This window comes from Saccharothrix coeruleofusca (assembly GCF_014648515.1).
GTDB lineage: Bacteria > Actinomycetota > Actinomycetes > Mycobacteriales > Pseudonocardiaceae > Actinosynnema > Actinosynnema coeruleofuscum.
Genome location: NZ_BMRG01000006.1, coordinates 180,557 through 200,408 on the forward strand (window position 1 = coordinate 180,557; position 19,852 = coordinate 200,408).

A 19,852-nucleotide genomic window follows, 5' to 3' on the forward strand; every position below is an offset into this window, starting at 1 on the left:
CGGCGACCAGCGCCAGTCCCGCAACGAGCAGTGCGTGCCGCATGTGACCCCCAGCAGTTCGTCCTCCACTGCTTAAAGGCGGTGGGAGACGCCCTGAGTTGCACCGAGGGGCCTGTGAGCAATGTCACATGCCGCAATCGCTCGATTACTGAACGTTGTTCAGCGCGGCTTCGTACACGGCTACCGTCTGCTCGGCCACGCTCGCCCAGGAGAACTCCCGCACCGCCCGCTCCCGGCCCGCCTCGCCGAACGCCCGCGCCCGCTCCGGGTCGGCCAGCAGCGCGTTCACCGACTCCGCCAGCCCGCGCCGGAACCCCTCGACATCCCGCTCGTCGTAGTGCACCAGCAGCCCGGTGCGGCCGTGCTCGACCACCTCGGGGATGCCACCCACGTCGGAGGCGACCACGGCCGTGCCGCACGCCATCGCCTCCAGGTTCACGATGCCCAGCGGCTCGTACACCGACGGGCAGACGAACACCGCGGCGTGGCTGAGGACCTCGCGCACCTCCTCGTTGGGCAGCATCTGCTGCAGCCAGAACACCCCCGGCCGCGACCGCGCCAGCCGGTCCACCGCGGCCTTGGTCTCCTCGGCGATCTCCGGGGTGTCCGGCGCCCCCGCGCACAACACCACCTGGGCGTCCGGGGAGATGTGGTGCGCGGCGGCCACCAGGTGCCCCACGCCCTTCTGCCTGGTGATCCGGCCGACGAAGGCCACGATCGGCTTGTCCGGGTCGATGCCGTGGCGCACCAGCGCGTCGGTCCCGGTCACCGGGTGGTAGGCCGCCGTGTCGATGCCGTTGCGCACCACGTGCACCCGCGCCGGGTCCAGCGCCGGGTAGCAGTCCAGCACGTCCGCCCGCATCCCCTCGCTGACCGCGATGATCGCGTCCGCCGCCTCGTAGGCGGTGCGCTCGACCCACGAGGAGACCCGGTAGCCCCCGCCGAGCTGCTCGGCCTTCCACGGCCTGCGCGGCTCCAGCGAGTGCGCGGTGACCACGTGCGGGACGCCGTGCAGCAGCTTCGCCAGGTGACCGGCCATGTTGGCGTACCAGGTGTGCGAGTGCGCCAGCTGGACGCCCTCCAGCGCGGCGACCATGCCCAGGTCCACCGACAGCGTGGCCAGGGCGGCGTTGGCCCCCTCCAGGCCCGGCGCAGGCACGTGCGCGGTGGCGTCCGGCCGCGACCCGCCGAAGGCGTGCACCTCCACGTCCACCAGTTCGCGCAACCTCGGCACCAGGAAACCGACGTGCACCCCCGCCCCGCCGTAGACCTCCGGCGGGTACTCCCGTGTCAGCAGTCCAATTCGCACGGCCTCACCGTAACCCCCTGGAATGGGGCGGCCGGGTGAACGAGCGGTCTGCCGGGCGTTCCCCCTGCTCCGCCGTTGGTGGGCGGGCTCCCGCACGGTTAGGGTCATTGCCGTGAAAGGGCAACCGCACGTACTTGGAATTGTCCTCGCCGGTGGCGAAGGCAAGCGGCTGTGGCCGCTGACCGCCGACCGGGCAAAGCCCGCGGTGCCCTTCGGCGGCAACTACCGGCTGGTCGACTTCGTGCTGTCCAACCTGGTCAACGCCGGATTCGTCCGGCTCTGCGTGCTCACCCAGTACAAATCGCATTCGCTGGACCGGCACATCTCCACCACCTGGCGGCTGTCCAACGTGCTGGGCCAGTACGTCACCCCGGTGCCCGCGCAGCAGCGGCTGGGGCCGCGCTGGTACACCGGCTCGGCCGACGCGATCTTCCAGTCGCTGAACCTGGTCAACGACGAGCGGCCGGACCACGTGGTGGTCTTCGGCGCCGACCACGTCTACCGGATGGACCCCGGCCAGATGGTCGCCCAGCACGTGGAGACCGGCGCGGGCGTGACCGTGGCGGGCATCCGGGTGCCGCGCGCCGAGGCCAAGGCGTTCGGCTGCATCGACTCCGACGAGCGGGGCCGGATCACCCGGTTCCTGGAGAAGCCGTCCGACCCGCCGCACGTGCCCGGCGACCCCGAGGTCACCTTCGCGTCGATGGGCAACTACGTGTTCACCACCGAAGCGCTGCTCGACGCGCTGCGCGCGGACGCGGCGAACCCGGATTCCGACCACGACATGGGCGGCGACATCATCCCCATGCTGGTCGACCAGGGCCGCGCGCACGTCTACGACTTCGCCGACAACGCCGTGCCGGGGGAAACCGACCGCGACCGCGGCTACTGGCGCGACGTGGGCACCATCGACGCCTACTACGAGGCGCACATGGATCTCGTTTCGGTGAACCCGGTGTTCAACCTCTACAACGAGGCGTGGCCCATTCGCACCGCCACCCCGCCGCTGCCACCCGCGAAGTTCGTCGCGGGCGGCAGCGCGGAGGACTCCATGGTCGGGCCGGGGTCGATCATCTCCGGCACCGTGCACGGGTCGGTGATCAGCTCGGACGTGGTCGTGGAGAACGGGTCCGTGGTGCAGGGCAGCGTCCTGCTGCCCGGCGTGCGGATCGGGCGCGGGGCCGTGGTGCGGCGGGCGATCCTGGACAAGAACGTGATCGTGCCCGACGGCGCCCTGATCGGCGTGGACCCGGCGGTGGACCGCGAGCGCTACACGGTGAGCGCGGGCGGCGTCACAGTCCTCGGCAAGGGCGTCACAGCCTTCTAACCCCCCGCGAGTCGAACCCTCAGGACCCCCGAATTCAACGCTCAGGACGGCCACGCCCGCCCCGGTGTCACCCGGTTGCGGGCGTGTCGGGCGTGTCGCCCCCGCGAGTCGCGCGTTCCGACACCACGAACCGAGCGTTCACGCACCCCGACCCGCACTTTCGCGTCCACCGGTAGTAGTTACCGGCCTCCGGACGCCCCTCGGGTAGTACTTGCCCGCGCACCAGGGCAGGCGGCCACGCCGGGTAGTAGTTACCGGCCCTCTCAGTCCCGCCGGGTAGTACTTGCCGACGCACTGGGCGAGGGGTCAGTCCGTCTTGGCGGCGACCAGGAGGCCGTCGCCCAGCGGCAGGATGACCGGCACGAGCCGGTCGTCGTCCCGCACCGCCCGCGCGACCTCCCGCACCGCCTGGGTGTCCGGGTCGCGGTGCGCCGGGTCCACCACCCGCCCGTGCCGCAGCACGTCGCCGAACGCGACCACCCCGCCGGGCCGGAGCAGCCGCACCGCCTCGACCAGGTACTTGGGGTACTCCTGCTTGACCGCGTCGACGAACACCAGGTCGTACACGCCGTCGGTGAGCCGGGGCAGCACCTCCAGCGCCCGCCCCATGATCAGCCGGGTGCGGCTGACCGCCACACCGGCCTCGGCGAACGCCACCCGCGCCGCCCGCTGGTGCTCGGGCTGGACGTCGATGGAGGTCAGCACCCCGTTGGCGGGCATCCCGCTGAGCAGGTGCAGCGAGCCGACCCCGGCCCCGGTGCCCACCTCGACCACGGCCCGCGCCCGCAGCGCGGCCGCCAGGAAGCGCAGGGCCGCCCCGACGCCCGCGCCGACCGGCGGGCAGCCCAGCGCCTCGGCGCGGGCTCTGGCCGCGAGCAGGACCTCGTCCTCGACCAGGTAGCGCTCCACGTACTCGCGCAGGGCCCCGTCCACAGCGAGGAGGTTAGCGCCGGAGGGGCCGCATCGGGTGAACCCGGCGGGAAAGTGGGAACCCTGGATTCTCAGCGTGCTCTCAGCCGACTCTCACCATCGTTATAAGCGAACCCGGCACGCTGGTGACAGCGCAGGACAACGGGAACAAACGATCCGCCGCGGGCGTTGACCCCGTGCACAGGGCAAGCAAGCCCACTGGAGGTGCCACACCGCCCGATGCGAACCCAGCCGATCTCCATCGCCGCGCCGACCGCCCCGATCGAGGAGGCGGAGTGGACCCCGCCCACCTGGGACGAGGTCGTGCGCGATCACGCTGACCGGGTCTACCGGCTGGCCTACCGCCTGACCGGCAACCAGCACGACGCCGAGGACCTCACCCAGGAGACCTTCATCCGGGTGTTCCGCTCGCTGGCGTCGTACAAGCCGGGCACCTTCGAGGGCTGGCTGCACCGCATCACCACCAACCTGTTCCTGGACATGGCCCGGCGCCGCTCCCGGCTGCGCATGGAGGGCCTGCCCGAGGACACCGACCGGCTGGCGGGCGACGACCCGAGCCCCGAGCAGGTCTACTCCGACACCCACCTGGACCCCGACCTGCAGGCCGCGCTCGACGAGCTGCCGCCGGAGTTCCGCGCCGCGGTGGTGCTGTGCGACGTCGAAGGTCTCTCCTACGAGGAGATCGGTGCCACCCTCGGGGTGAAGTTGGGTACCGTGAGGAGTCGGATCCACCGGGGCAGGCAGGCCCTGAGGGTCGCCTTGGAGCGCCGTCGCGGGCAGTTGCGGGAGGACTCTGCATGACCGACCTGCGTGGTTGGGGACTGCCCGAGCAGCACCTGCTGCCCGACGCCGTGGTCGCCTTCGTCGACGGCGAGCTCACGCCGTCGGCCCGCGCTCGGGCGTCCGCGCACTTGTCGCGCTGCCCGTTCTGCGCGGCCGAGGCGTACGCGCAGCAGCAGGCACGCTCCGCGGTGCGCTCCGCGGAGACCCCCTGCGCGCCCGCCGGCCTGCTGGCCAAGCTGGGCGCGATCCCGCAGGAAGTCGATCTGCCCAGCGCGCCGGACGGTCTCGCGGTGACCGAGGACGGCCAGCTGGTGACGGTGCTGCGCCCCGATCGCGCGTCCTCCTTCGGCAGCGGACCGGTGCTGGGGCAGTCGCGCCCTTTCGGCACCGGCGGCGGCAGCCGCTTCGGTAGCCGCCGGGCCCGCCAGGGCGCGGGCGTCGTCGTGTCCGGGTTGATGCTCGGCGCGCTGGCGCTGGTCGTGCCGGGCAGCGAGGACCCGTCTCCCACCCCCGTCCAGGGCGGCGCTCCCGAGCCGACGCCCGCGGTCGCCCCGTCGCTGAACCAGGGCGCGGACGGCCTGGACGCGCTGCGCGGACCCACCCACGACGGACCGGGTCGCTGAACCGGATCGCTGACTGAGGGCCGCTGACGGCAACTTCACCGCCTACCGGGCACGATTGCCCCGCAACGCAAGCATGAGAACGTTCGGGGAGCGATGAGCGAGCCACAGCAGGGCAACGGTCACCCGTCCGCGACCCCGGTCTCCGGTGTGGACGACGGGCAGCACCGCAGGCTCGCCCCGCGTCCCCTGCACCGCCCCGAGGTGGACCCCACCCAGGCCGCCGTGTTCGGCAGGCCCAGGGGTGTGGAGGGCGCTTTCGCGGCCGACCGGCCCGTGCTCAACGGCAACGGCTCGGTCCAGCTGGTTCCGCCGACCCCGGAGGCGCTGAGCACCGCGTTCGGCCGCCCGGCGGGCGGTGGGGACGTGCGGTTGCAGCGCCCGCCGGTGGACTTGAGCGGCGAACCCGAGGTCGAGCCGGTCTTCTGGAACGGTGAGCCCGCTGGCGACTCCTGGCGCGATCCGGGCGCGAGCGCGGTCATCGGACCGCCCGCGGTCACCGAGCAGCCCGCGGCCGAGACCGGGACCGCGACAGCCCCCGGTCCCCAGCTCAGCGTCCCCGAGCTGCTGTTCGGCCGCCGGGTCAAGCCGCTGGGCCTGGTGCTGCTGATGGTGGCCGCCCTGCTGGTGGGCGCGGCGGGCGGCGCGGCCGGGTGGCTGCTGGGCCGGGTGGACAACCCGCTGACCGACGGCGGTGTGACGCTGGCCGAGGTCAAGCCGGGCAAGGAGCGCCCGGTGGGCTCGGTGGCCGACATCGCCCGGCGGGTCACGCCGAGCGTGGTGTCGATCGAGTTCAAGGGCGGCAGCGTGGCGGGCGTCGGCTCCGGCGTGGTGATCGACGGCGAGGGCTACGTGCTGACCAACGACCACGTGATCGCGCCCGCCGTGCAGGACTCGTCGGCCAGGCTGACCGTGGTCTTCACCGACGGCAAGCGCGCCACCGCGCAGGTCGTGGGCCGCGACTCCAAGACCGACCTGGCGGTGATCAAGGTCGAGGTGGACAACCCGACCGTGCTCCAGTTCGGCGACTCCGACGACCTCCAGGTGGGGGACACGGTGCTGGCGATCGGCTCGCCGCTGTCGCTGTCGAACACGGTCACCGAGGGCATCGTCAGCGCCCTGCACCGCCCGGTCACCGCGGCGGGCGAGAACGGCGGCCCGCCGATCACCTACGACGCGATCCAGACCGACGCGGCGATCAACCCCGGCAACTCCGGCGGCGCGCTGGTGGACTCCTCCGGCGCGCTGGTCGGCATCAACTCCTCGATCCGCACCGAGACCGGCGGTTCGGTGGGCCTGGGCTTCGCGATCTCGGGCAACTACGCCCGCAAGATCTCCCAGGCGCTCATCCGCGACGGCCAGGTCAAGCACGCGGACATGAACGTCAACGTGCGGTCGGCCTCGGCGGAGACCGCGGAGGGCGCCCAGGTGCAGAACGTCCCCGAGGGCGGGGCCGCCGCGGCGGCGGGCATCCAGGAGGGGGACGTGATCACCAGGGTGGGTGACCGCATGGTGCGCAACGCCGCCGAGCTGACCGTGGCGGTGCGGGACCACGAGATCGGCGAGACGGTCCCGGTGGTGCTGGCCAGGCAGGGCCGTGAGCTGACCGTGCAGGTCACGCTCAGGTCGGACTGATCGACGACTAGGCTGGTCGCAAGGCAGTCGGTGCGGTCGGTGGAGGTGGGGCGCGGGTGTTCGACAGCATCGGGTGGATTGAGATCCTCATCATCATCGTCGCGGGTCTGTTCATCCTGGGGCCGGAGCGGCTGCCCTCGGCGGCGGCCTGGGTGGGGCGCACCATCCGCCAGGTCCGGGAGTACGCGACCGGTGCGCGGGACCAGCTCAAGCAGGAGATGGGGCCGGAGTTCGAGCAGCTGCGCAAGCCCCTGGAGGACCTGAGGGAGCTGCGCAACTTCGACCCGAAGCGCGCGATCACCAAGCACCTGTGGGACGACGAGCCCACCCCCAAGGCCAACGGCTACCCCGCGCCGCAGGCGCAGCCCGCGGTCGAGCGGGATCGGCCGCTGCAGCACGGCGAGCGCCCGCCCTACGACCCCGACGCCACCTGATCCCAGGCGCTTGAGACGCGCTCAGGCCCCCCGAACTCCGCGTTCGGGGGGCCTGAGCGTTGAGTTCGGGGGTTCCGGAGGTTCGACTCGCGGGTGGGTCAGCGGCCCGCGGGGGAGACGTTGAGGAGGCGGCCCGCCAGGCCGCGGGAGCGGACCGAGAGCTTGGTGGCGACCGAGGTCAGCACCTGGCCCGCCGCCGAGTCCGGGGCGGCCACGACGATCGGGGTGCCCGCGTCGCCCTGCTCGCGCACCCTGGGGTCCAGCGGCACCTGGCCCAGCAGCGGCACCTCGGAGCCGACCGCCCTGGTCAGCGACTCCGCCACGGCCTGCCCGCCGCCGCTGCCGAAGACGTCCATCCGGGTGCCGTCGGGCAGCTCCAGCCACGACATGTTCTCGATCACGCCCGCCACCCGCTGCCGGGTCTGCAGCGCGATGGACCCGGCCCGCTCGGCGACCTCCGCGGCGGCCTGCTGCGGCGTGGTCACCACCAGGATCTCCGCGTTGGGCACCAGCTGGGCCACCGAGATCGCCACGTCGCCGGTGCCCGGCGGCAGGTCCAGCAGCAGCACGTCCAGGTCGCCCCAGAACACGTCGGCGAGGAACTGCTGCAGCGCCCGGTGCAGCATCGGCCCGCGCCACACCACCGGGGTGTTGCCGGGGGTGAACATGCCGATCGAGATCAGCTTCACGCCGTGCGCCTGCGGCGGCATGATCATCTTCTCGACCTGGGTGGGCCGCGCTTCCGTGCCCAGCATCCGGGGGATGGAGTGGCCGTAGATGTCGGCGTCCACCACGCCCACCGACAGCCCCCGAGCGGCCATGGCCGCCGCCAGGTTGACCGTCACGCTGGACTTGCCGACGCCGCCCTTGCCCGAGGCCACGCAGTACACGCGGGTCAGCGAGCCGGGCTGGGCGAACGGGATGACCGGCTCCTCGACCCCGCCGCGCAGGGTCTTGCGCAGCTCGGTGCGCTGCTGGTCGCTCATCACGTCCAGTGACACCCGGACCGTGCTCACCCCGTCCAGCGCCGACACCGCCGCGGTCACGTCCGCGGTGATCTTGTCGCGCAGCGGGCAGCCGGACACCGTCAGGTACACGGCCACGTCGACCGCGCCGTCGGGGCCGACCGCGACGTCCTTCACCATGCCCAGCTCGGTGATGGGCCGCTTGATCTCCGGGTCCTGCACACCGGCCAGCGCCTTCTGCACGTCGGCAACGGTGGGAACGGGCTGCGTGGTGGTCACGGGAATCGCCTTACGGGGAGGGGGTACGGCTCGCCACCATGCTACGGCGGCGTTGTCCACCTCCAAGCTACCGGTCGGTCACCTCGAACTCGGGGGCAGCGCGCAGCGGCTTGCGTGCTTTCCGTAACATTGCTCTCCGTGCCGGAAACGGGAAGTGCCCGGTTGCCCACCCGATCCGAGCTCGTGGTGTGGCGATCCTTCCTCCGGGCCCACGCGCGGTTGACCCGGATACTCGAAGCCGAGCTCATCGCCGAGCAGCGGCTCTCGCTCGCGGCCTACGACGTGCTGATCCAGCTCGCCGAGGCGGCGCAGTACCGGCTGCGGATGACGGAGCTGGCCGACGCCGTGCTGCTGTCCCGCTCCGGCGTGACGCGCCTGGTCGACCGCCTGGAGCGCTCCGGCCTGGTGCTGCGCGAGCGCGCCGACGGGGACGGTCGGGGGGTGGTGGCGGTGCTGACCCAGCAGGGCATGGAACGGCTGCGCACCGCGTCGGGCACCCACCTCGCCGGGGTGGCCAGGCACTTCGCCGACGCGCTCGAGCCCCCGGACCTGGAGGCGTTCGGCCGCTCCTGCGACCGCCTGGCCGACGGGCCGTAGCGCCCGCACCGGGCGAACGCGGGACGGCGTCAGCTCAGGACAGCACCAGCTCTGGACGGCACCGGATCAGGACGGCACGTCGTCCCACTTCGGGTCGTCGCGCGCCCGGCGCTTGCGGCTCTCCCGCAGCGCCCGGTCCAGTTCGCCGCGCAGGAAATCGCGGGTGACCACCTCGCCAACGGCCAGCCGCAGCGCGGCCAGCTCCCGCGCCAGGTACTCGGTGTCGGCCTTGGTCTGCGCGGCCCGCGCCCGGTCCTCCTCCAGCGACACCCGGTCGCGGTCGTCCTGCCGGTTCTGCGCCAGCAGGATCAGCGGCGCGGCGTACGCGGCCTGGGTGGAGAAGGCCAGGTTGAGCAGGATGAACGGGTAGGGGTCCCAGCGCAGCGACACCGCGAACAGGTTCAGCGTGATCCAGACGATCACGATCAGGGTCTGCCAGAACAGGAACTTGCCGGTGCCCAGGAACCGGGCCAGCCGCTCGGAGAACCGGCCGAACGCCTCCGGGTCCAGGGCCAGCCGGAACCGGCCCTGGCTGCGCGGCTGGTCCAACCGCCTGCGCGGCACGAGCTCAGGCATGGGGCAGCCCCGTTTCCCGCCAGTTGTCCGGCAGCAGGTGGTCCAGCACGTCGTCCACGCTGACCGCGCCGAGCAGGTGGTCGCTCTCGTCCACCACCGGCGCGCACACCAGGTTGTAGGCGGCGAAGTAGCGGGTCACCTCGCCCAGCGACGCGGCGGGCGACAGGGTGGTCAGGTCGGTGTCGAGCACGCCCGCGACCAGGTCCGACGGCGGTTCCCGGAGCAGCCGCTGGATGTGCACGCAGCCCAGGTAGCGGCCGGTGGGGGTGGCGGTGGGCGGGCGGCACACGAACACCATGCTGGCCAGCGCCGGGGTCAGGTCCGGGTTGCGCACGTGCGCCAGCGCCTCGGCGACCGTGGCGTCCGGCGCGAGCACCACCGGTTCCGGGGTCATCAGGCCGCCCGCGGTGTCGAAGCTGTACTCCAGCAGCCTGCGCACCGGCGCGGACTCGGCGGGCTCCATCAGCCCCAGCAGCCGGTCCTTGTCGATCTCGGGCAGCTCGGCCAGCAGGTCCGCGGCGTCGTCGGGGTTCATCGCCTCCAGCACGTCCGCCGCACGCTCCTCGTCCAGGTGCGCCAGCAGGTCCTTCTGGTCCTCCTCGGGCAGCTCCTCGATGATGTCGGCCAGCCGCTCGTCGTCCAGCGCCTCGGCGACCTCGTAGCGGCGCTTGAGCGGCAGGCCGTGCAGCGCGTTGGCCACGTCGGCGGCGCGCATGGTCTCGAAGACCGCCACCAGGTGCTGCGCGCCCTGCGGCTGGCCCGCCAGCTCGGTGACCGACAGCCCGCCGATCTCCTCCCAGTGCAGCACCTGCACCGGGCCTCGGCGGGCCAGCCTGCCGGTCCGCTCGCGCACCGCGACCCTGGTCATCCGCCAGTCGCGGGTGCGGCTGGGTTCCATGGCGGCGTCCACCAGCACCGCGGCGGCGCCCGACGCGGTGCGCACGCGCGCGTCCAGCAGCTCGCCGACCACCAGCACCTCGTTGGCGCGCTGGTGGAACTGCCGCAGGTTGACCGACCCGGTGGCCAGCGTGACGGCGTTGGGCTCGATGGAGGTGACCCGCAGCATCGGCACGAAGATCCGCCGCCGGGTGGCCAGCTCCAGCACCAGTCCCAGCACGCGCGGCGGCTGCCGGTCCACGCGCAGGCCGACCACCAGGTCGCGGACCTTGCCGATGGCCTCGCCGTCGGGCCCGAACACGGGCAGTCCGGCGAGCTGAGCGGCGAAAACCCGGTTCACGGCGACCACGCCGCCAGGCTAGCCGGGGTCTAGGGTCCGTGCCGTGCTCAGGTACGACGTCGTGGACGTGTTCACCTCCCGCGCTTTCGCGGGCAACCCGCTGGCCGTGGTGCACGGCGGCGAGGGGCTCGACGACGCGGGGATGCAGGCCGTCGCCCGCGAGTTCAACCTCTCCGAGACCGCGTTCCCGCTCCCGCCGACCGATCCCGCCGCCGACTACCGGCTGCGGATCTTCACCCCGCTGGTCGAGCTGCCGTTCGCCGGTCTGCCCGGCATCGGGGCGGCGTGGGTGCTCGCCTCGCAGGGGCTGCTGCGGCACGGGCCGGTGGTGCAGCAGACCGGGGCCGGGCTGCACGAGGTGGTGGTGACGCCGCGCGGCGCGACGCTGGCGGGCGGCGAGCCGGGGATCGGCCGGTCCCTCGACAGCGCGCCGCTGGCCGCCGCCCTGGGCCTGTCACCGTCCGATGTGGACGAAGGGATCGCCGCGGGCGCGGCCTCGGCGGGCATGGAGTTCACCTTCCTGCCGGTGCGGCAGGCGGCGGTGGCGCGGGCGCGCCCGGCCCCGGACCTGGCCGACCGGGTGGTGGGGCGGGGGCTGGTGCCGGTGGCGTTCGACCCGGTGGGGCGGGTGGCGCGGGTGCGGATGTTCCGCGCCACCGGCGGCGAGGACCCGGCCACCGGGAGCGCGGCGCTGGCGCTGGCCGCGTGGCTGGTCGACCGCGGGCTGCTGCCGGGCGACGGCGAGCACGAGTTCACGGTGCGCCAAGGAGCCGAGATCGATCGCCCGTCCACATTGGACTGCTGGGTGGCCGCGGTCGGCGGCCGGGCCACGCGCGTGCGCTGCGGTGGCGGGGTGGTGCCGGTGGCGCAGGGGCGGATCAGGCGACCCGGCCGCTGAACAGCCGCGCCATCGCCGCCAGCACCTCGGCGGTGTCGGCGTACCCCTTCTCCACGCACCACGGCCAGCTCGCCACCGCGCGGTGGAACACCCACCGCCGCGCCCGCTCGACGTCCAGCTCGGCGATGTCGACCAGGGCGGCGAACCGCTCGCGCAGCCCGCGCTCGCCGTCCAGCTCGGCGACCCGGTTGCGCAGCAGCGCGATCAGCCCGACCTCGCGGTCGCCCGCCAGCGGCTTGGGGTCGATGGCCAGCCAGGGCTCGCGCTCGCCGCGCAGCACGTTGGCGTAGTGCAGGTCCTCGTTGACCAGCGTGCCGCCCGCGTCCGCGACCAGCTCCCGGCCGACCTCCACGGCCATCGCGACCAGCCGGGCGGGCACCGGCCCGCCCGCCGCGGCGTTCTGCGCCACCAGGTCGGGCACCCGCCAGCGGCGGAACTCCGGGCCCGCCGGGGTGCGCAGCCTGCGCGTCAGCCCGCCCGCGACCAGCAGCGCCTGCTCGATCGGCACGTCCAGCAGCGACCAGGTGTGGTCCAGCCGCTCCAGCAGCAGCGCGCCGTGCGCGTCGTCGTGGTCGAGCAGCCGCACCGCGCCGTCGCCGTCCCAGGCCCGCAGCGCCAGCGGCTCGCCGCGGGTCTCCTCGTCCACCCAGGTCAGCTTGAGCGCGGCCGGGTGCCCGTCGGCCCGCCGCACCGGCAGCACCAGCCCGACCGCGCCGTGCAGCGGCGGCCCGTCCGGCGACAGCTGCCAGCGCGCGCAGAACTTCGCGGCCAGCGCGGGCAGACCGGCCAGCCACGTCGCCGCCTCCGGGGGCAGCGCGTGCCCGAAGCCCTCGGGCACGGTGATCACGCGAACTCCAGGCGGTACACCGACTCCCAGCGGGGCGCGGCGTTGAGCCGGGCGGAGCGCAGCGCCGCCGCGGTGACCTCGTCCGGCTCGACCAGCCGGGCGGTGGCGGTGGCGTCGAGCAGGTGCGAGTGCGTGGACGGCGAGCGCACCGTCACCGCGCAGCGCACCCCGTCGGCCAGCCCCGGCACCTCCTGCTCGGTGCCGCCCACGGCCACCAGCACCGCGCCGTCGCGCCACAGCGCCCACACCAGCCGGGGCGCCCCGCCCGCCGGGGCGACCCAGATCGCGGCGGCCTTGCGCAGCGCGTTGTCCAGCACCTGTCCGATCTCCACCGGTTCAGCCTGCCACGACCCTGTGAATCGGGACTCACGCGATAGCGGGGTGCACGGGTGCGTGCCACCCTTCGCAGCACAGGAGTTACCGGCCGGTACGAGGAGGTACCCCAGTGGTCGACCAGCAGCGTCCCCGGCGTTCTTGCCTGGCGGTCCCCGGATCGAGCCAGAAGATGATCGACAAGGCCCGCACGCTGCCCGCGGACCAGGTCTTCCTGGACCTGGAGGACGCGTGCGCGCCGCTGGCCAAGCCGGACGCGCGCAAGACCATCGTGGCGTCGCTGAACGAGGGCGGCTGGGGCTCGAAGACGCGCGTGGTGCGGGTCAACGACTGGACCACCGAGTGGACCTACCGGGACGTGGTCGAGGTGGTCGAGGGCGCGGGCGCCAACCTGGACTGCGTCATGCTGCCCAAGGTGCAGACCGCGCAGCAGGTGCACGCGCTGGACCTGCTGCTGACCCAGATCGAGAAGACCATGGGCTACGAGGTCGGCCGCATCGGCATCGAGGCCCAGATCGAGAACGCGCTGGGCCTGACCAACGTCGACGCCATCGCCGCCGCGTCCCCGCGCGTGGAGACCATCATCTTCGGCCCGGCCGACTTCATGGCGTCGATCAACATGAAGTCCCTGGTCGTCGGCGAGCAGCCGCCCGGCTACGACGTGGGCGACGCCTACCACTACATCCTGATGCGCATCCTGATGGCCGCGCGGGCGCACGACAAGCAGGCCATCGACGGCCCCTACCTGCAGATCCGCGACGTGGAGGGCTTCAAGCGCGTGGCGGGCCGCTCGGCCGCGCTGGGCTTCGACGGCAAGTGGGTGCTGCACCCCGGCCAGATCGAGGCGGCGAACGAGGTCTACAGCCCCAAGCAGGAGGACTACGACCACGCCGAGAACATCCTCGACGCCTACGCCTACTACACCTCCGAGGCGGGCGGGAAGCGCGGCGCGGTCATGCTGGGCGACGAGATGATCGACGAGGCCTCGCGCAAGATGGCCCTGGTGATCTCGGGCAAGGGACGCGCGGCGGGCATGTCCCGCAACGACGTGTGGACCCCGCCGGAGGAGTGACGTGTCGCGGCTCCGCGGCGGTCGTGTGGCCGTAGGGGGGTCGGCATGGCCGTCGCGGGGCTGCGGAAGATCGAAGTGCGGGACTTCGCCTCGATCCGGTCGGCGTCGGTCTCCCCCGGCAGGCTCAACGTGCTGATCGGCGCGAACGGCACGGGCAAGAGCGACTTCCTCCGCCTGTTCGAGCTGTTGGGGCGGCTGGCGGAAGGCGGCGGCTCGGACGCGGGGAACTGGCACTTCGCGGGCAGCGGCGGGGAGGTGCGCCTCCACCGGAGCGCCGAGGCGGACGCCCCCGGCCGCTTCGACGCGGCCCCGGAAGTCGTCGACCCGCCGCGCGGCTGCCGCGTCCACCACTTCCACGACACGAGCCGGAACGCGCCGGTCAGGCGCGGGGCCGACTTCCGACAACCGGGTGCTGCGCGGTGATGCGGGCAACCTCGCGGCGGTGCTCCTCGCGCTCGCCGAGAGCGACGAGCGGCGGGACCGCTCGGCTTACCGGCGCGTCGTCGGAGTCGTCCGGCAGGTCGCCCCGTTCTTCCGCGACTTCGTGCTCAGGCCGGAGAACGGCGATCGCGTCCGCCTGCGGTGGCGGGACGACTCGGGCACCGCGGTGCCCGCGGACCGGCTGTCGACCGGACCGCGACCGGCTCGGCCGGTGGCTGGAGGAGTGCTCGCTCGGCGAGCTGTGGGAGAAGAACCTGCTCGGGGGCGGCCCGGGGGCTGTCTCGGTACAGCGCGTGGTGTAGCGCACCTTCCGAGCGCGAACGGTCGTTAACCGGTCCATACTCGCCGGTAACTCACGGCTACGAAGGGGAGAGTGCGATGGCGCGCCTGGCCCAGACCGCAGGACTGACCGACGTGCAGGAGGAGATCCTGTCCACGGTGCGCGCCTTCGTGGACAAGGAGATCATCCCGCACGCCCAGGCGCTGGAGCACGCCGACACCTACCCCGCCGACATCGTCGAGGGCATGAAGGAGATGGGGCTGTTCGGCCTGACCATCCCCGAGGAGTTCGGCGGCCTCGGCGAGTCGCTGCTGACCTACGCGCTGGTGGTCGAGCAGATCGCGCGCGGCTGGATGAGCGTGTCGGGCGTGATCAACACGCACTTCATCGTGGCGCACATGATCAAGCAGCACGGCACCGACGAGCAGAAGCGGGACTACCTGCCGCGCATGGCCACCGGCGAGGTGCGCGGCTCCTTCTCGATGTCGGAGCCGGAGCTGGGCTCCGACGTGGCCGCCATCCGCACCCGCGCGGTCCGGGACGGCGACGACTTCGTCATCAGCGGCCAGAAGATGTGGCTGACCAACGGCGGCACGTCCAACCTCACGGCCGTGCTGGTCAAGACCGACGAGGGCGCGGAGAAGGCGCACCGCAACCTCACCGCGTTCCTGGTGGACAAGCCCGAGGGCTACGGCGAGGTCGCGCCCGGCCTGACCATCCCCGGCAAGATCGACAAGATGGGCTACAAGGGCGTCGACACCACCGAGATGGTGTTCGACGGCTTCCGCGTCCCGGCCGGGCGGGTGCTCGGCGGGCAGACCGGCCGGGGCTTCCAGCACATGATGGACGGCGTCGAGGTGGGCCGGGTCAACGTGGCCGCCCGCGCGTGCGGCATCGCGCTGCGCTCGTTCGAGCTGGCCATCGAGTACGCGCAGCAGCGCCGCACCTTCGGCAAGCCCATCGCCGAGCACCAGGCCATCGCGTTCAAGCTGGCCGAGATGGCCACCAAGGTCGAGGCGGCCCACCTGATGATGGTCAACGCCGCGCGGCTGAAGGACTCCGGCGCGCGCAACGACGTCGAGGCGGGCATGGCGAAGCTGATCGCCTCCGAGTACTGCGCCGAGGTGACGCAGGAGGCGTTCCGCATCCACGGCGGCTACGGCTACTCCAAGGAGTACGAGATCGAGCGCCTGATGCGCGAGGCGCCGTTCCTGCTGATCGGCGAGGGCACCAGCGAGATCCAGAAGACCATCATCAGCCGCGGTCTGCTGCGCGACTACCGGTCGCGGGGCTGAGGACGGCTCGGCGGTCACTCGTCCGGGCTCCCGGCCGCTCACCCGTGCGGTGGGCGGCCGAGCGGGTGCGGGGTCCGGGCGCCGTCCCCGATCGCCCTCGTGGGCGCGGTGCCGAGGGGGCCGACGTCACAGTCGCGTTGATTTCCCGGTCATCCGTTTCGCGTCGTTCGCCCGCTGTTGGCAGGATGGGGTGATCAGCACCGCGAAGAGGTGGTCACCGTGACGAGTTCCTTCTCCGGCCAGAACCGACCGGGCATGCCACCGCGCCTGCCGACGCCCCCGACGGGGTGGCCCATCGGCTCGTACGGCACCTACGAGGAAGCCCAGCGCGCGGTGGACTTCCTGGCCGACAGCGACTTCCCGGTGCAGGAGGTCACCATCGTCGGCGTGGACCTGATGCTGGTCGAGCGGGTCACCGGCAAGCTCACCTGGGGGCGCGTGCTGGGCACCGGCGCGGCCTCGGGCGCCTGGTTCGGCGCGTTCGTCGGCGTGCTGCTGAGCCTGTTCAACACCACGCCGGGGGCGGGCTTCGGGCCGATCCTGGTCGGCGTGATCACCGGCGTCGGCTTCGGCCTGATCTTCGCGGCCGTCGGCTACAGCTCGACCAGGGGCAAGCGCGACTTCCAGTCCGCCAGCCAGTTGGTCGCGGGCCGCTACGACGTGCTGTGCCAACCCCGCTCGGCCGAACGGGGCAGGGACCTGCTCGCCAAACTCGCCATGCGACCGGCGGACGCCCAAAAGGAGTAGGTTTGCCGACCGCCTCCACCGGGTAGCGCACGGTTCGGGTCTGAATCGTTGCGCAGGGTGGTTGCGGCAAGTGATCACCGGGCCTAGGTTCGTCCCACCGGTTGGCCCATCCCTGGGTCGACCGGTGGGGGCACGACGAGGTGCCGGGCGCTGCGGTCTGGCTCCTCCGTTGTTGAGAAGGAGGCGAGGCCGATGAGGGGCGCGAAACCGCGTCACCGGTTGGCCGCCGCGGGAGGAGCCGCGCTGATCGCGGCCTCGGCGCTGGCGGGCTGCGGTTCAGGTGGTGGTGGACTCACCATCAACGTCTACAAGTACCCGCAGGAGAACTTCCAGAAGATCGTCGACAAGTGCAACGAGCGCAACGCCGGGTACGAGATCGTGTACCACAAGCTGCCGCGCGAGGCGGACGGCCAGCGCGAGCAGCTGGTGCGCAGGCTGGCCGCCGGGGACACCGGCATGGACGTCCTCGGGCTCGACGTGACCTGGACCGCCGAGCTGGCGGAGGCGGGCTGGATCAAGGAGTTCACCGGCGAGGCCAAGGCGCGGGTCGAGGACGGCACGCTGGAGACGCCGCTGGAGACGGCCCGCTACGAGGGCAAGCTGTACGGCGCTCCGGACAACACCAACGTCCAGCTGCTGTGGTACCGGGGCGACCTGGTGCCCACGCCGCCGCGCACGTGGGACGAGATGATCGACATGGGCGCCCAGCTGGAGGCCCAGGGCAAGCCCGGCCTGGTCGAGGCGACCGGCAAGCAGTACGAGGGCCTGGTGGTGCTGTTCAACACCCTGGTGCGCTCGGCGGGCGGTGAGATCATCGACGACAGCGGCACCAAGGCGGTCGTGGACGACAAGGCCGTGAAGGCGCTGGAGGTGCTGAAGAAGTTCGCCACCTCCGAGGTGGTCGACCCGTCGTTCTCCAACGCCGCCGAGGACGACGCGCGCCTGGCCATGGAGCGCGGCGACGCGGCGTTCATGCTGAACTGGCCCTACGTCTACGCGGCGGCCCAGGCGAACCCGGAGTTCGCCAAGAACCTCAAGTGGGCGCCGTTCCCGTCGATCGACGGCGGGGACGCCAAGGTCACCGTCGGCGGCGTCAACTACGGGGTCAGCGCGTTCACCGAGCACCCGGAGGAGTCCTTCGACGCGGTGCTGTGCCTGCGCAGCGCGGAGAACCAGAAGTTCGCCGCGATCAACGACGGCGTGCCGCCGACCATCGAGTCGGTCTACGAGGACCCGGAGATGGCCGAGCCGTACCCGATGAAGGAAGCCATCCTGGAGACGCTCAAGAGCGCCACCGTGCGCCCGCGCACCCCGGCCTACCAGAACGTCTCGACGGTGATCTCCACCATCCTGTCGCCGCCCGCGAGCATCGACCCGCAGGCCACGGCCGACCGGCTGCGCGGCGAGCTGCAGGACGCACTGGACTCGAAGGGAGTGCTGCCGTGAGCCAGGCGACGACCCCGCGGGCGGAGACCGCACCGCGCACACCGCTGGACGCCAAGGCCAAGGCGGCGCTCAGCGAGGGCAAGAAGGCCGAGCGCAGGCTGGGGCTGCTGCTGTGCCTGCCCGCCATCCTGGTGATGGCGGGCGTGGCGGGCTGGCCGATCGTCTACTCGGTCTGGCTGTCGCTCCAGCGCTACGACCTGAAGTTCCCGGACCGGACCGAGTTCGTCGGCCTCGACAACTACGTCACCGTGCTCAGCAGCCCGTACTGGTGGAACGCCATGTGGATCACCGTGGTGATCACCGTGGTGTCGGTGGTGATCGAGCTGGTGCTGGGCATGGCGCTGGCGCTGATCATGCACCGCGCACTGGTCGGCCGCGGGCTGGTGCGCACGTCCTCGCTGATCCCGTACGGCATCGTGACCGTGGTGGCCGCGTTCTCGTGGCGCTACGCCTGGACGCCGGGCACCGGCTACCTGGCCGAGCTGGCGGGCGGCGGGCCGGTGCTGACCGAGAAGATCCCGTCGATCATGGTGGTGATCCTGGCCGAGGTCTGGAAGACCACGCCGTTCATGGCCCTGCTGCTGATGGCGGGCCTGGCGCTGGTGCCCGACGACCTGCTCAAGGCCGCGGCGATGGACGGCGCGAACGCCTGGCAGCGGTTCACCAAGGTCATGGTGCCGGTGATGAAGCCCGCGATCCTGGTGGCGCTGCTGTTCCGCACCCTGGACGCGTTCCGCATCTTCGACAACCTGTTCGTGCTCACCGGCGGCTCGCAGGGCACCGCGTCGGTGTCGATGATCACCTACAACAACCTGATCAAGGGCCTGAACCTGGGCGTCGGCTCGACCATGTCGGTGCTCATCTTCATCGCGGTGGCGATCATCGCGTTCATCTTCATCAAGCTGTTCGGCACCGCCGCTCCGGGCAGCGACAACGGGGGGAGGCGCTGATGGCGGGCATCGGTGGGGCCGAGACCACCGGCCGCAAGGTCCGCTGGTCGCTGCTCAACGCCGTCGTGGTGGTCTACGCGCTGTTCCCGGTGCTGTGGATCGTGTCGCTGTCGTTCAAGTCCAAGGCCACCCTGGCGGACGGCAACTTCATCCCGCGCGAGTGGACCCTGGAGAACTACCGGGCCATCTTCTCCACCACGGAGTTCGTGCGGGCGCTGGTGAACTCCATCGGCATCGCGCTGATCGCCACGGCCGTCGCGGTGGTGTTCGGCACCATGGCCGCCTACGCCATCGCCCGGCTGGACTTCCCCGGCAAGCGGGTGCTGGTCGGGGTGTCCCTGCTGATCGCGATGTTCCCGCAGATCTCGCTGGTCTCGCCGCTGTTCGAGATCGAGCGGTCGCTGGGGCTGTTCGACACCTGGCCGGGCCTGATCCTGCCCTACATCACCTTCGCGCTGCCGCTGGCGATCTACACGCTGTCGGCGTTCTTCCGCGAGATCCCGTGGGAGCTGGAGAAGGCGGCGAAGATGGACGGCGCGACGCCGGGCCAGGCGTTCCGCCGGGTCATCGCGCCGCTGGCCGCGCCGGGCGTGTTCACCACGGCGATCCTGGTGTTCATCTTCTGCTGGAACGACTTCCTGTTCGCGATCTCGCTGACCTCCACCGAGGCGTCGCGGACGGTGCCGGTGGCGCTGTCGTTCTTCACCGGCAGCTCGCAGTTCGAGGACCCGACCGGGTCGGTCGCCGCCGCCGCGGTGGTGATCACGATCCCGATCATCCTGTTCGTGTTGTTCTTCCAGCGTCGGATCGTCGCCGGGTTGACCTCCGGCGCTGTCAAGGGGTGAGTGCGC

21 protein-coding genes are annotated in these 19,852 nt (G+C 72.1%); 14 read left to right on the top strand and 7 right to left on the bottom strand.

The features are described from left to right. Window positions 1–145: 145 nt before the first annotated feature. Window positions 146–1,309, bottom strand: a complete 1,164-nt coding sequence (gene glgA, locus IEZ00_RS18255) for a glycogen synthase (RefSeq protein ID WP_189224474.1) — start codon at window positions 1,307–1,309, stop codon at window positions 146–148. A 112-nt stretch (window positions 1,310–1,421) separates the two neighbouring features. On the opposite strand from glgA, the gene glgC reads away from it, so the two are divergent. Beyond that, window positions 1,422–2,636 carry a glucose-1-phosphate adenylyltransferase gene (glgC, locus tag IEZ00_RS18260; protein ID WP_189224475.1) on the top strand — a complete coding sequence of 405 codons (1,215 nt, stop codon included), beginning with the start codon at window positions 1,422–1,424 and terminating at the stop codon, window positions 2,634–2,636. A 306-nt stretch (window positions 2,637–2,942) separates the two neighbouring features. On the opposite strand, the gene IEZ00_RS18265 is transcribed toward glgC, so the two are convergent. Continuing rightward, the gene (locus IEZ00_RS18265) at window positions 2,943–3,569 is read right to left on the bottom strand and encodes an O-methyltransferase (RefSeq protein WP_189224476.1); all 627 of its coding nucleotides are present in this window, start codon (window positions 3,567–3,569) and stop codon (window positions 2,943–2,945) included. Between the two features lie 216 nt (window positions 3,570–3,785). Here IEZ00_RS18265 and sigE point away from each other — a divergent pair, with 216 nt between their 5' ends. The 4 genes from sigE (at window position 3,786) to IEZ00_RS18285 (ending at window position 7,038) form a co-directional block, all read left to right on the top strand. Continuing rightward, entirely contained in the window at window positions 3,786–4,367 is a 582-nt protein-coding gene (sigE, locus tag IEZ00_RS18270; protein ID WP_189224477.1) for an RNA polymerase sigma factor SigE, read from the top strand. Next, entirely contained in the window at window positions 4,364–4,972 is a 609-nt protein-coding gene (locus IEZ00_RS18275; protein ID WP_229795865.1) for a zf-HC2 domain-containing protein, read from the top strand. Before sigE ends, IEZ00_RS18275 begins: the two co-directional genes overlap by 4 nt. Window positions 4,973–5,065: 93 nt before the next feature. Then, window positions 5,066–6,604: a S1C family serine protease gene (locus tag IEZ00_RS18280; RefSeq protein ID WP_189224478.1), complete on the top strand. Its 1,539-nt coding sequence runs from the start codon at window positions 5,066–5,068 to the stop codon at window positions 6,602–6,604. A gap of 56 nt (window positions 6,605–6,660) precedes the next feature. Continuing rightward, a complete protein-coding gene (locus IEZ00_RS18285) occupies window positions 6,661–7,038 on the top strand; it encodes a sec-independent translocase (protein ID WP_189224479.1) in 378 nt (125 codons plus the stop codon). Window positions 7,039–7,136: 98 nt separating this feature from the next. On the opposite strand, the gene IEZ00_RS18290 is transcribed toward IEZ00_RS18285, so the two are convergent. Then, window positions 7,137–8,282, bottom strand: a complete 1,146-nt coding sequence (locus IEZ00_RS18290; protein ID WP_189224480.1) for an Mrp/NBP35 family ATP-binding protein — start codon at window positions 8,280–8,282, stop codon at window positions 7,137–7,139. Between the two features lie 162 nt (window positions 8,283–8,444). On the opposite strand from IEZ00_RS18290, the gene IEZ00_RS18295 reads away from it, so the two are divergent. Next, window positions 8,445–8,879: a MarR family winged helix-turn-helix transcriptional regulator gene (locus IEZ00_RS18295; RefSeq protein WP_229795866.1), complete on the top strand. Its 435-nt coding sequence runs from the start codon at window positions 8,445–8,447 to the stop codon at window positions 8,877–8,879. 66 nt (window positions 8,880–8,945) lie between these two features. Here the strand turns inward: IEZ00_RS18295 and IEZ00_RS18300 are convergent, their stop codons facing one another. Together IEZ00_RS18300 and IEZ00_RS18305 are read right to left on the bottom strand one after the other, a co-directional pair. After that, the gene (locus IEZ00_RS18300; protein ID WP_189224482.1) at window positions 8,946–9,455 is read right to left on the bottom strand and encodes a DUF1003 domain-containing protein; all 510 of its coding nucleotides are present in this window, start codon (window positions 9,453–9,455) and stop codon (window positions 8,946–8,948) included. Further along, window positions 9,448–10,701 (bottom strand): magnesium transporter MgtE N-terminal domain-containing protein, encoded by a 1,254-nt coding sequence (locus tag IEZ00_RS18305; RefSeq protein ID WP_189224483.1) that lies wholly within the window; start codon window positions 10,699–10,701, stop codon window positions 9,448–9,450. The genes IEZ00_RS18300 and IEZ00_RS18305 overlap by 8 nt, the downstream gene beginning before the upstream one ends. A 34-nt stretch (window positions 10,702–10,735) precedes the next feature. On the opposite strand from IEZ00_RS18305, the gene IEZ00_RS18310 reads away from it, so the two are divergent. After that, the gene (locus IEZ00_RS18310; RefSeq protein ID WP_189224484.1) at window positions 10,736–11,590 is read left to right on the top strand and encodes a PhzF family phenazine biosynthesis protein; all 855 of its coding nucleotides are present in this window, start codon (window positions 10,736–10,738) and stop codon (window positions 11,588–11,590) included. Here IEZ00_RS18310 and IEZ00_RS18315 read toward each other — a convergent pair. Both IEZ00_RS18315 and IEZ00_RS18320 read right to left on the bottom strand, forming a co-directional pair. Next, window positions 11,571–12,437 carry an aminoglycoside phosphotransferase family protein gene (locus IEZ00_RS18315; protein WP_189224485.1) on the bottom strand — a complete coding sequence of 289 codons (867 nt, stop codon included), beginning with the start codon at window positions 12,435–12,437 and terminating at the stop codon, window positions 11,571–11,573. The genes IEZ00_RS18310 and IEZ00_RS18315 overlap by 20 nt on opposite strands. After that, entirely contained in the window at window positions 12,434–12,769 is a 336-nt protein-coding gene (locus IEZ00_RS18320) for a hypothetical protein (RefSeq protein WP_229795867.1), read from the bottom strand. Before IEZ00_RS18320 ends, IEZ00_RS18315 begins: the two co-directional genes overlap by 4 nt. 113 nt (window positions 12,770–12,882) lie before the next feature. Between IEZ00_RS18320 and IEZ00_RS18325 the strand changes: the two genes are divergently transcribed. The 7 genes from IEZ00_RS18325 to IEZ00_RS18355 all read left to right on the top strand — a co-directional run bounded on the left by IEZ00_RS18325 (window position 12,883) and on the right by IEZ00_RS18355 (window position 19,846). Further along, complete coding sequence (locus IEZ00_RS18325; RefSeq protein ID WP_189224486.1) at window positions 12,883–13,842, top strand: HpcH/HpaI aldolase/citrate lyase family protein; 960 nt, start codon at window positions 12,883–12,885, stop codon at window positions 13,840–13,842. A 45-nt stretch (window positions 13,843–13,887) separates the two neighbouring features. Further along, window positions 13,888–14,265, top strand: coding sequence for a hypothetical protein (locus IEZ00_RS18330; protein ID WP_189224487.1), 378 nt, complete (start codon window positions 13,888–13,890; stop codon window positions 14,263–14,265). Window positions 14,266–14,661: 396 nt separating this feature from the next. Then, window positions 14,662–15,858 carry an acyl-CoA dehydrogenase family protein gene (locus IEZ00_RS18335; protein WP_189224488.1) on the top strand — a complete coding sequence of 399 codons (1,197 nt, stop codon included), beginning with the start codon at window positions 14,662–14,664 and terminating at the stop codon, window positions 15,856–15,858. Window positions 15,859–16,113: 255 nt separating this feature from the next. Next, window positions 16,114–16,605, top strand: coding sequence for a YflT domain-containing protein (locus IEZ00_RS18340; RefSeq protein ID WP_189224598.1), 492 nt, complete (start codon window positions 16,114–16,116; stop codon window positions 16,603–16,605). A 192-nt stretch (window positions 16,606–16,797) separates the two neighbouring features. Next, window positions 16,798–18,051: an ABC transporter substrate-binding protein gene (locus tag IEZ00_RS18345; protein WP_189224489.1), complete on the top strand. Its 1,254-nt coding sequence runs from the start codon at window positions 16,798–16,800 to the stop codon at window positions 18,049–18,051. 44 nt (window positions 18,052–18,095) lie between these two features. Beyond that, a complete protein-coding gene (locus IEZ00_RS18350) occupies window positions 18,096–19,001 on the top strand; it encodes a carbohydrate ABC transporter permease (RefSeq protein ID WP_229795880.1) in 906 nt (301 codons plus the stop codon). Next, window positions 19,001–19,846 (top strand): carbohydrate ABC transporter permease, encoded by an 846-nt coding sequence (locus IEZ00_RS18355; RefSeq protein ID WP_189224490.1) that lies wholly within the window; start codon window positions 19,001–19,003, stop codon window positions 19,844–19,846. The genes IEZ00_RS18350 and IEZ00_RS18355 overlap by 1 nt, the downstream gene beginning before the upstream one ends. The last annotated feature ends 6 nt before the right edge of the window (window positions 19,847–19,852 follow it).

What these genes read in the sequence shown, in the direction of transcription:
- IEZ00_RS18355 (WP_189224490.1), top strand. Translation starts at nt 19,001, where the DNA reads ATGGCGGGCATCGGTGGGGCCGAGACCACCGGCCGCAAGGTCCGCTGG.
- IEZ00_RS18300 (WP_189224482.1), bottom strand. Translation starts at nt 9,455, where the DNA reads ATGCCTGAGCTCGTGCCGCGCAGGCGGTTGGACCAGCCGCGCAGCCAG.
- IEZ00_RS18275 (WP_229795865.1), top strand. Translation starts at nt 4,364, where the DNA reads ATGACCGACCTGCGTGGTTGGGGACTGCCCGAGCAGCACCTGCTGCCC.
- IEZ00_RS18345 (WP_189224489.1), top strand. Translation starts at nt 16,798, where the DNA reads ATGAGGGGCGCGAAACCGCGTCACCGGTTGGCCGCCGCGGGAGGAGCC.
- IEZ00_RS18330 (WP_189224487.1), top strand. Translation starts at nt 13,888, where the DNA reads ATGGCCGTCGCGGGGCTGCGGAAGATCGAAGTGCGGGACTTCGCCTCG.
- IEZ00_RS18335 (WP_189224488.1), top strand. Translation starts at nt 14,662, where the DNA reads ATGGCGCGCCTGGCCCAGACCGCAGGACTGACCGACGTGCAGGAGGAG.
- IEZ00_RS18340 (WP_189224598.1), top strand. Translation starts at nt 16,114, where the DNA reads ATGCCACCGCGCCTGCCGACGCCCCCGACGGGGTGGCCCATCGGCTCG.
- sigE (WP_189224477.1), top strand. Translation starts at nt 3,786, where the DNA reads ATGCGAACCCAGCCGATCTCCATCGCCGCGCCGACCGCCCCGATCGAG.
- IEZ00_RS18280 (WP_189224478.1), top strand. Translation starts at nt 5,066, where the DNA reads ATGAGCGAGCCACAGCAGGGCAACGGTCACCCGTCCGCGACCCCGGTC.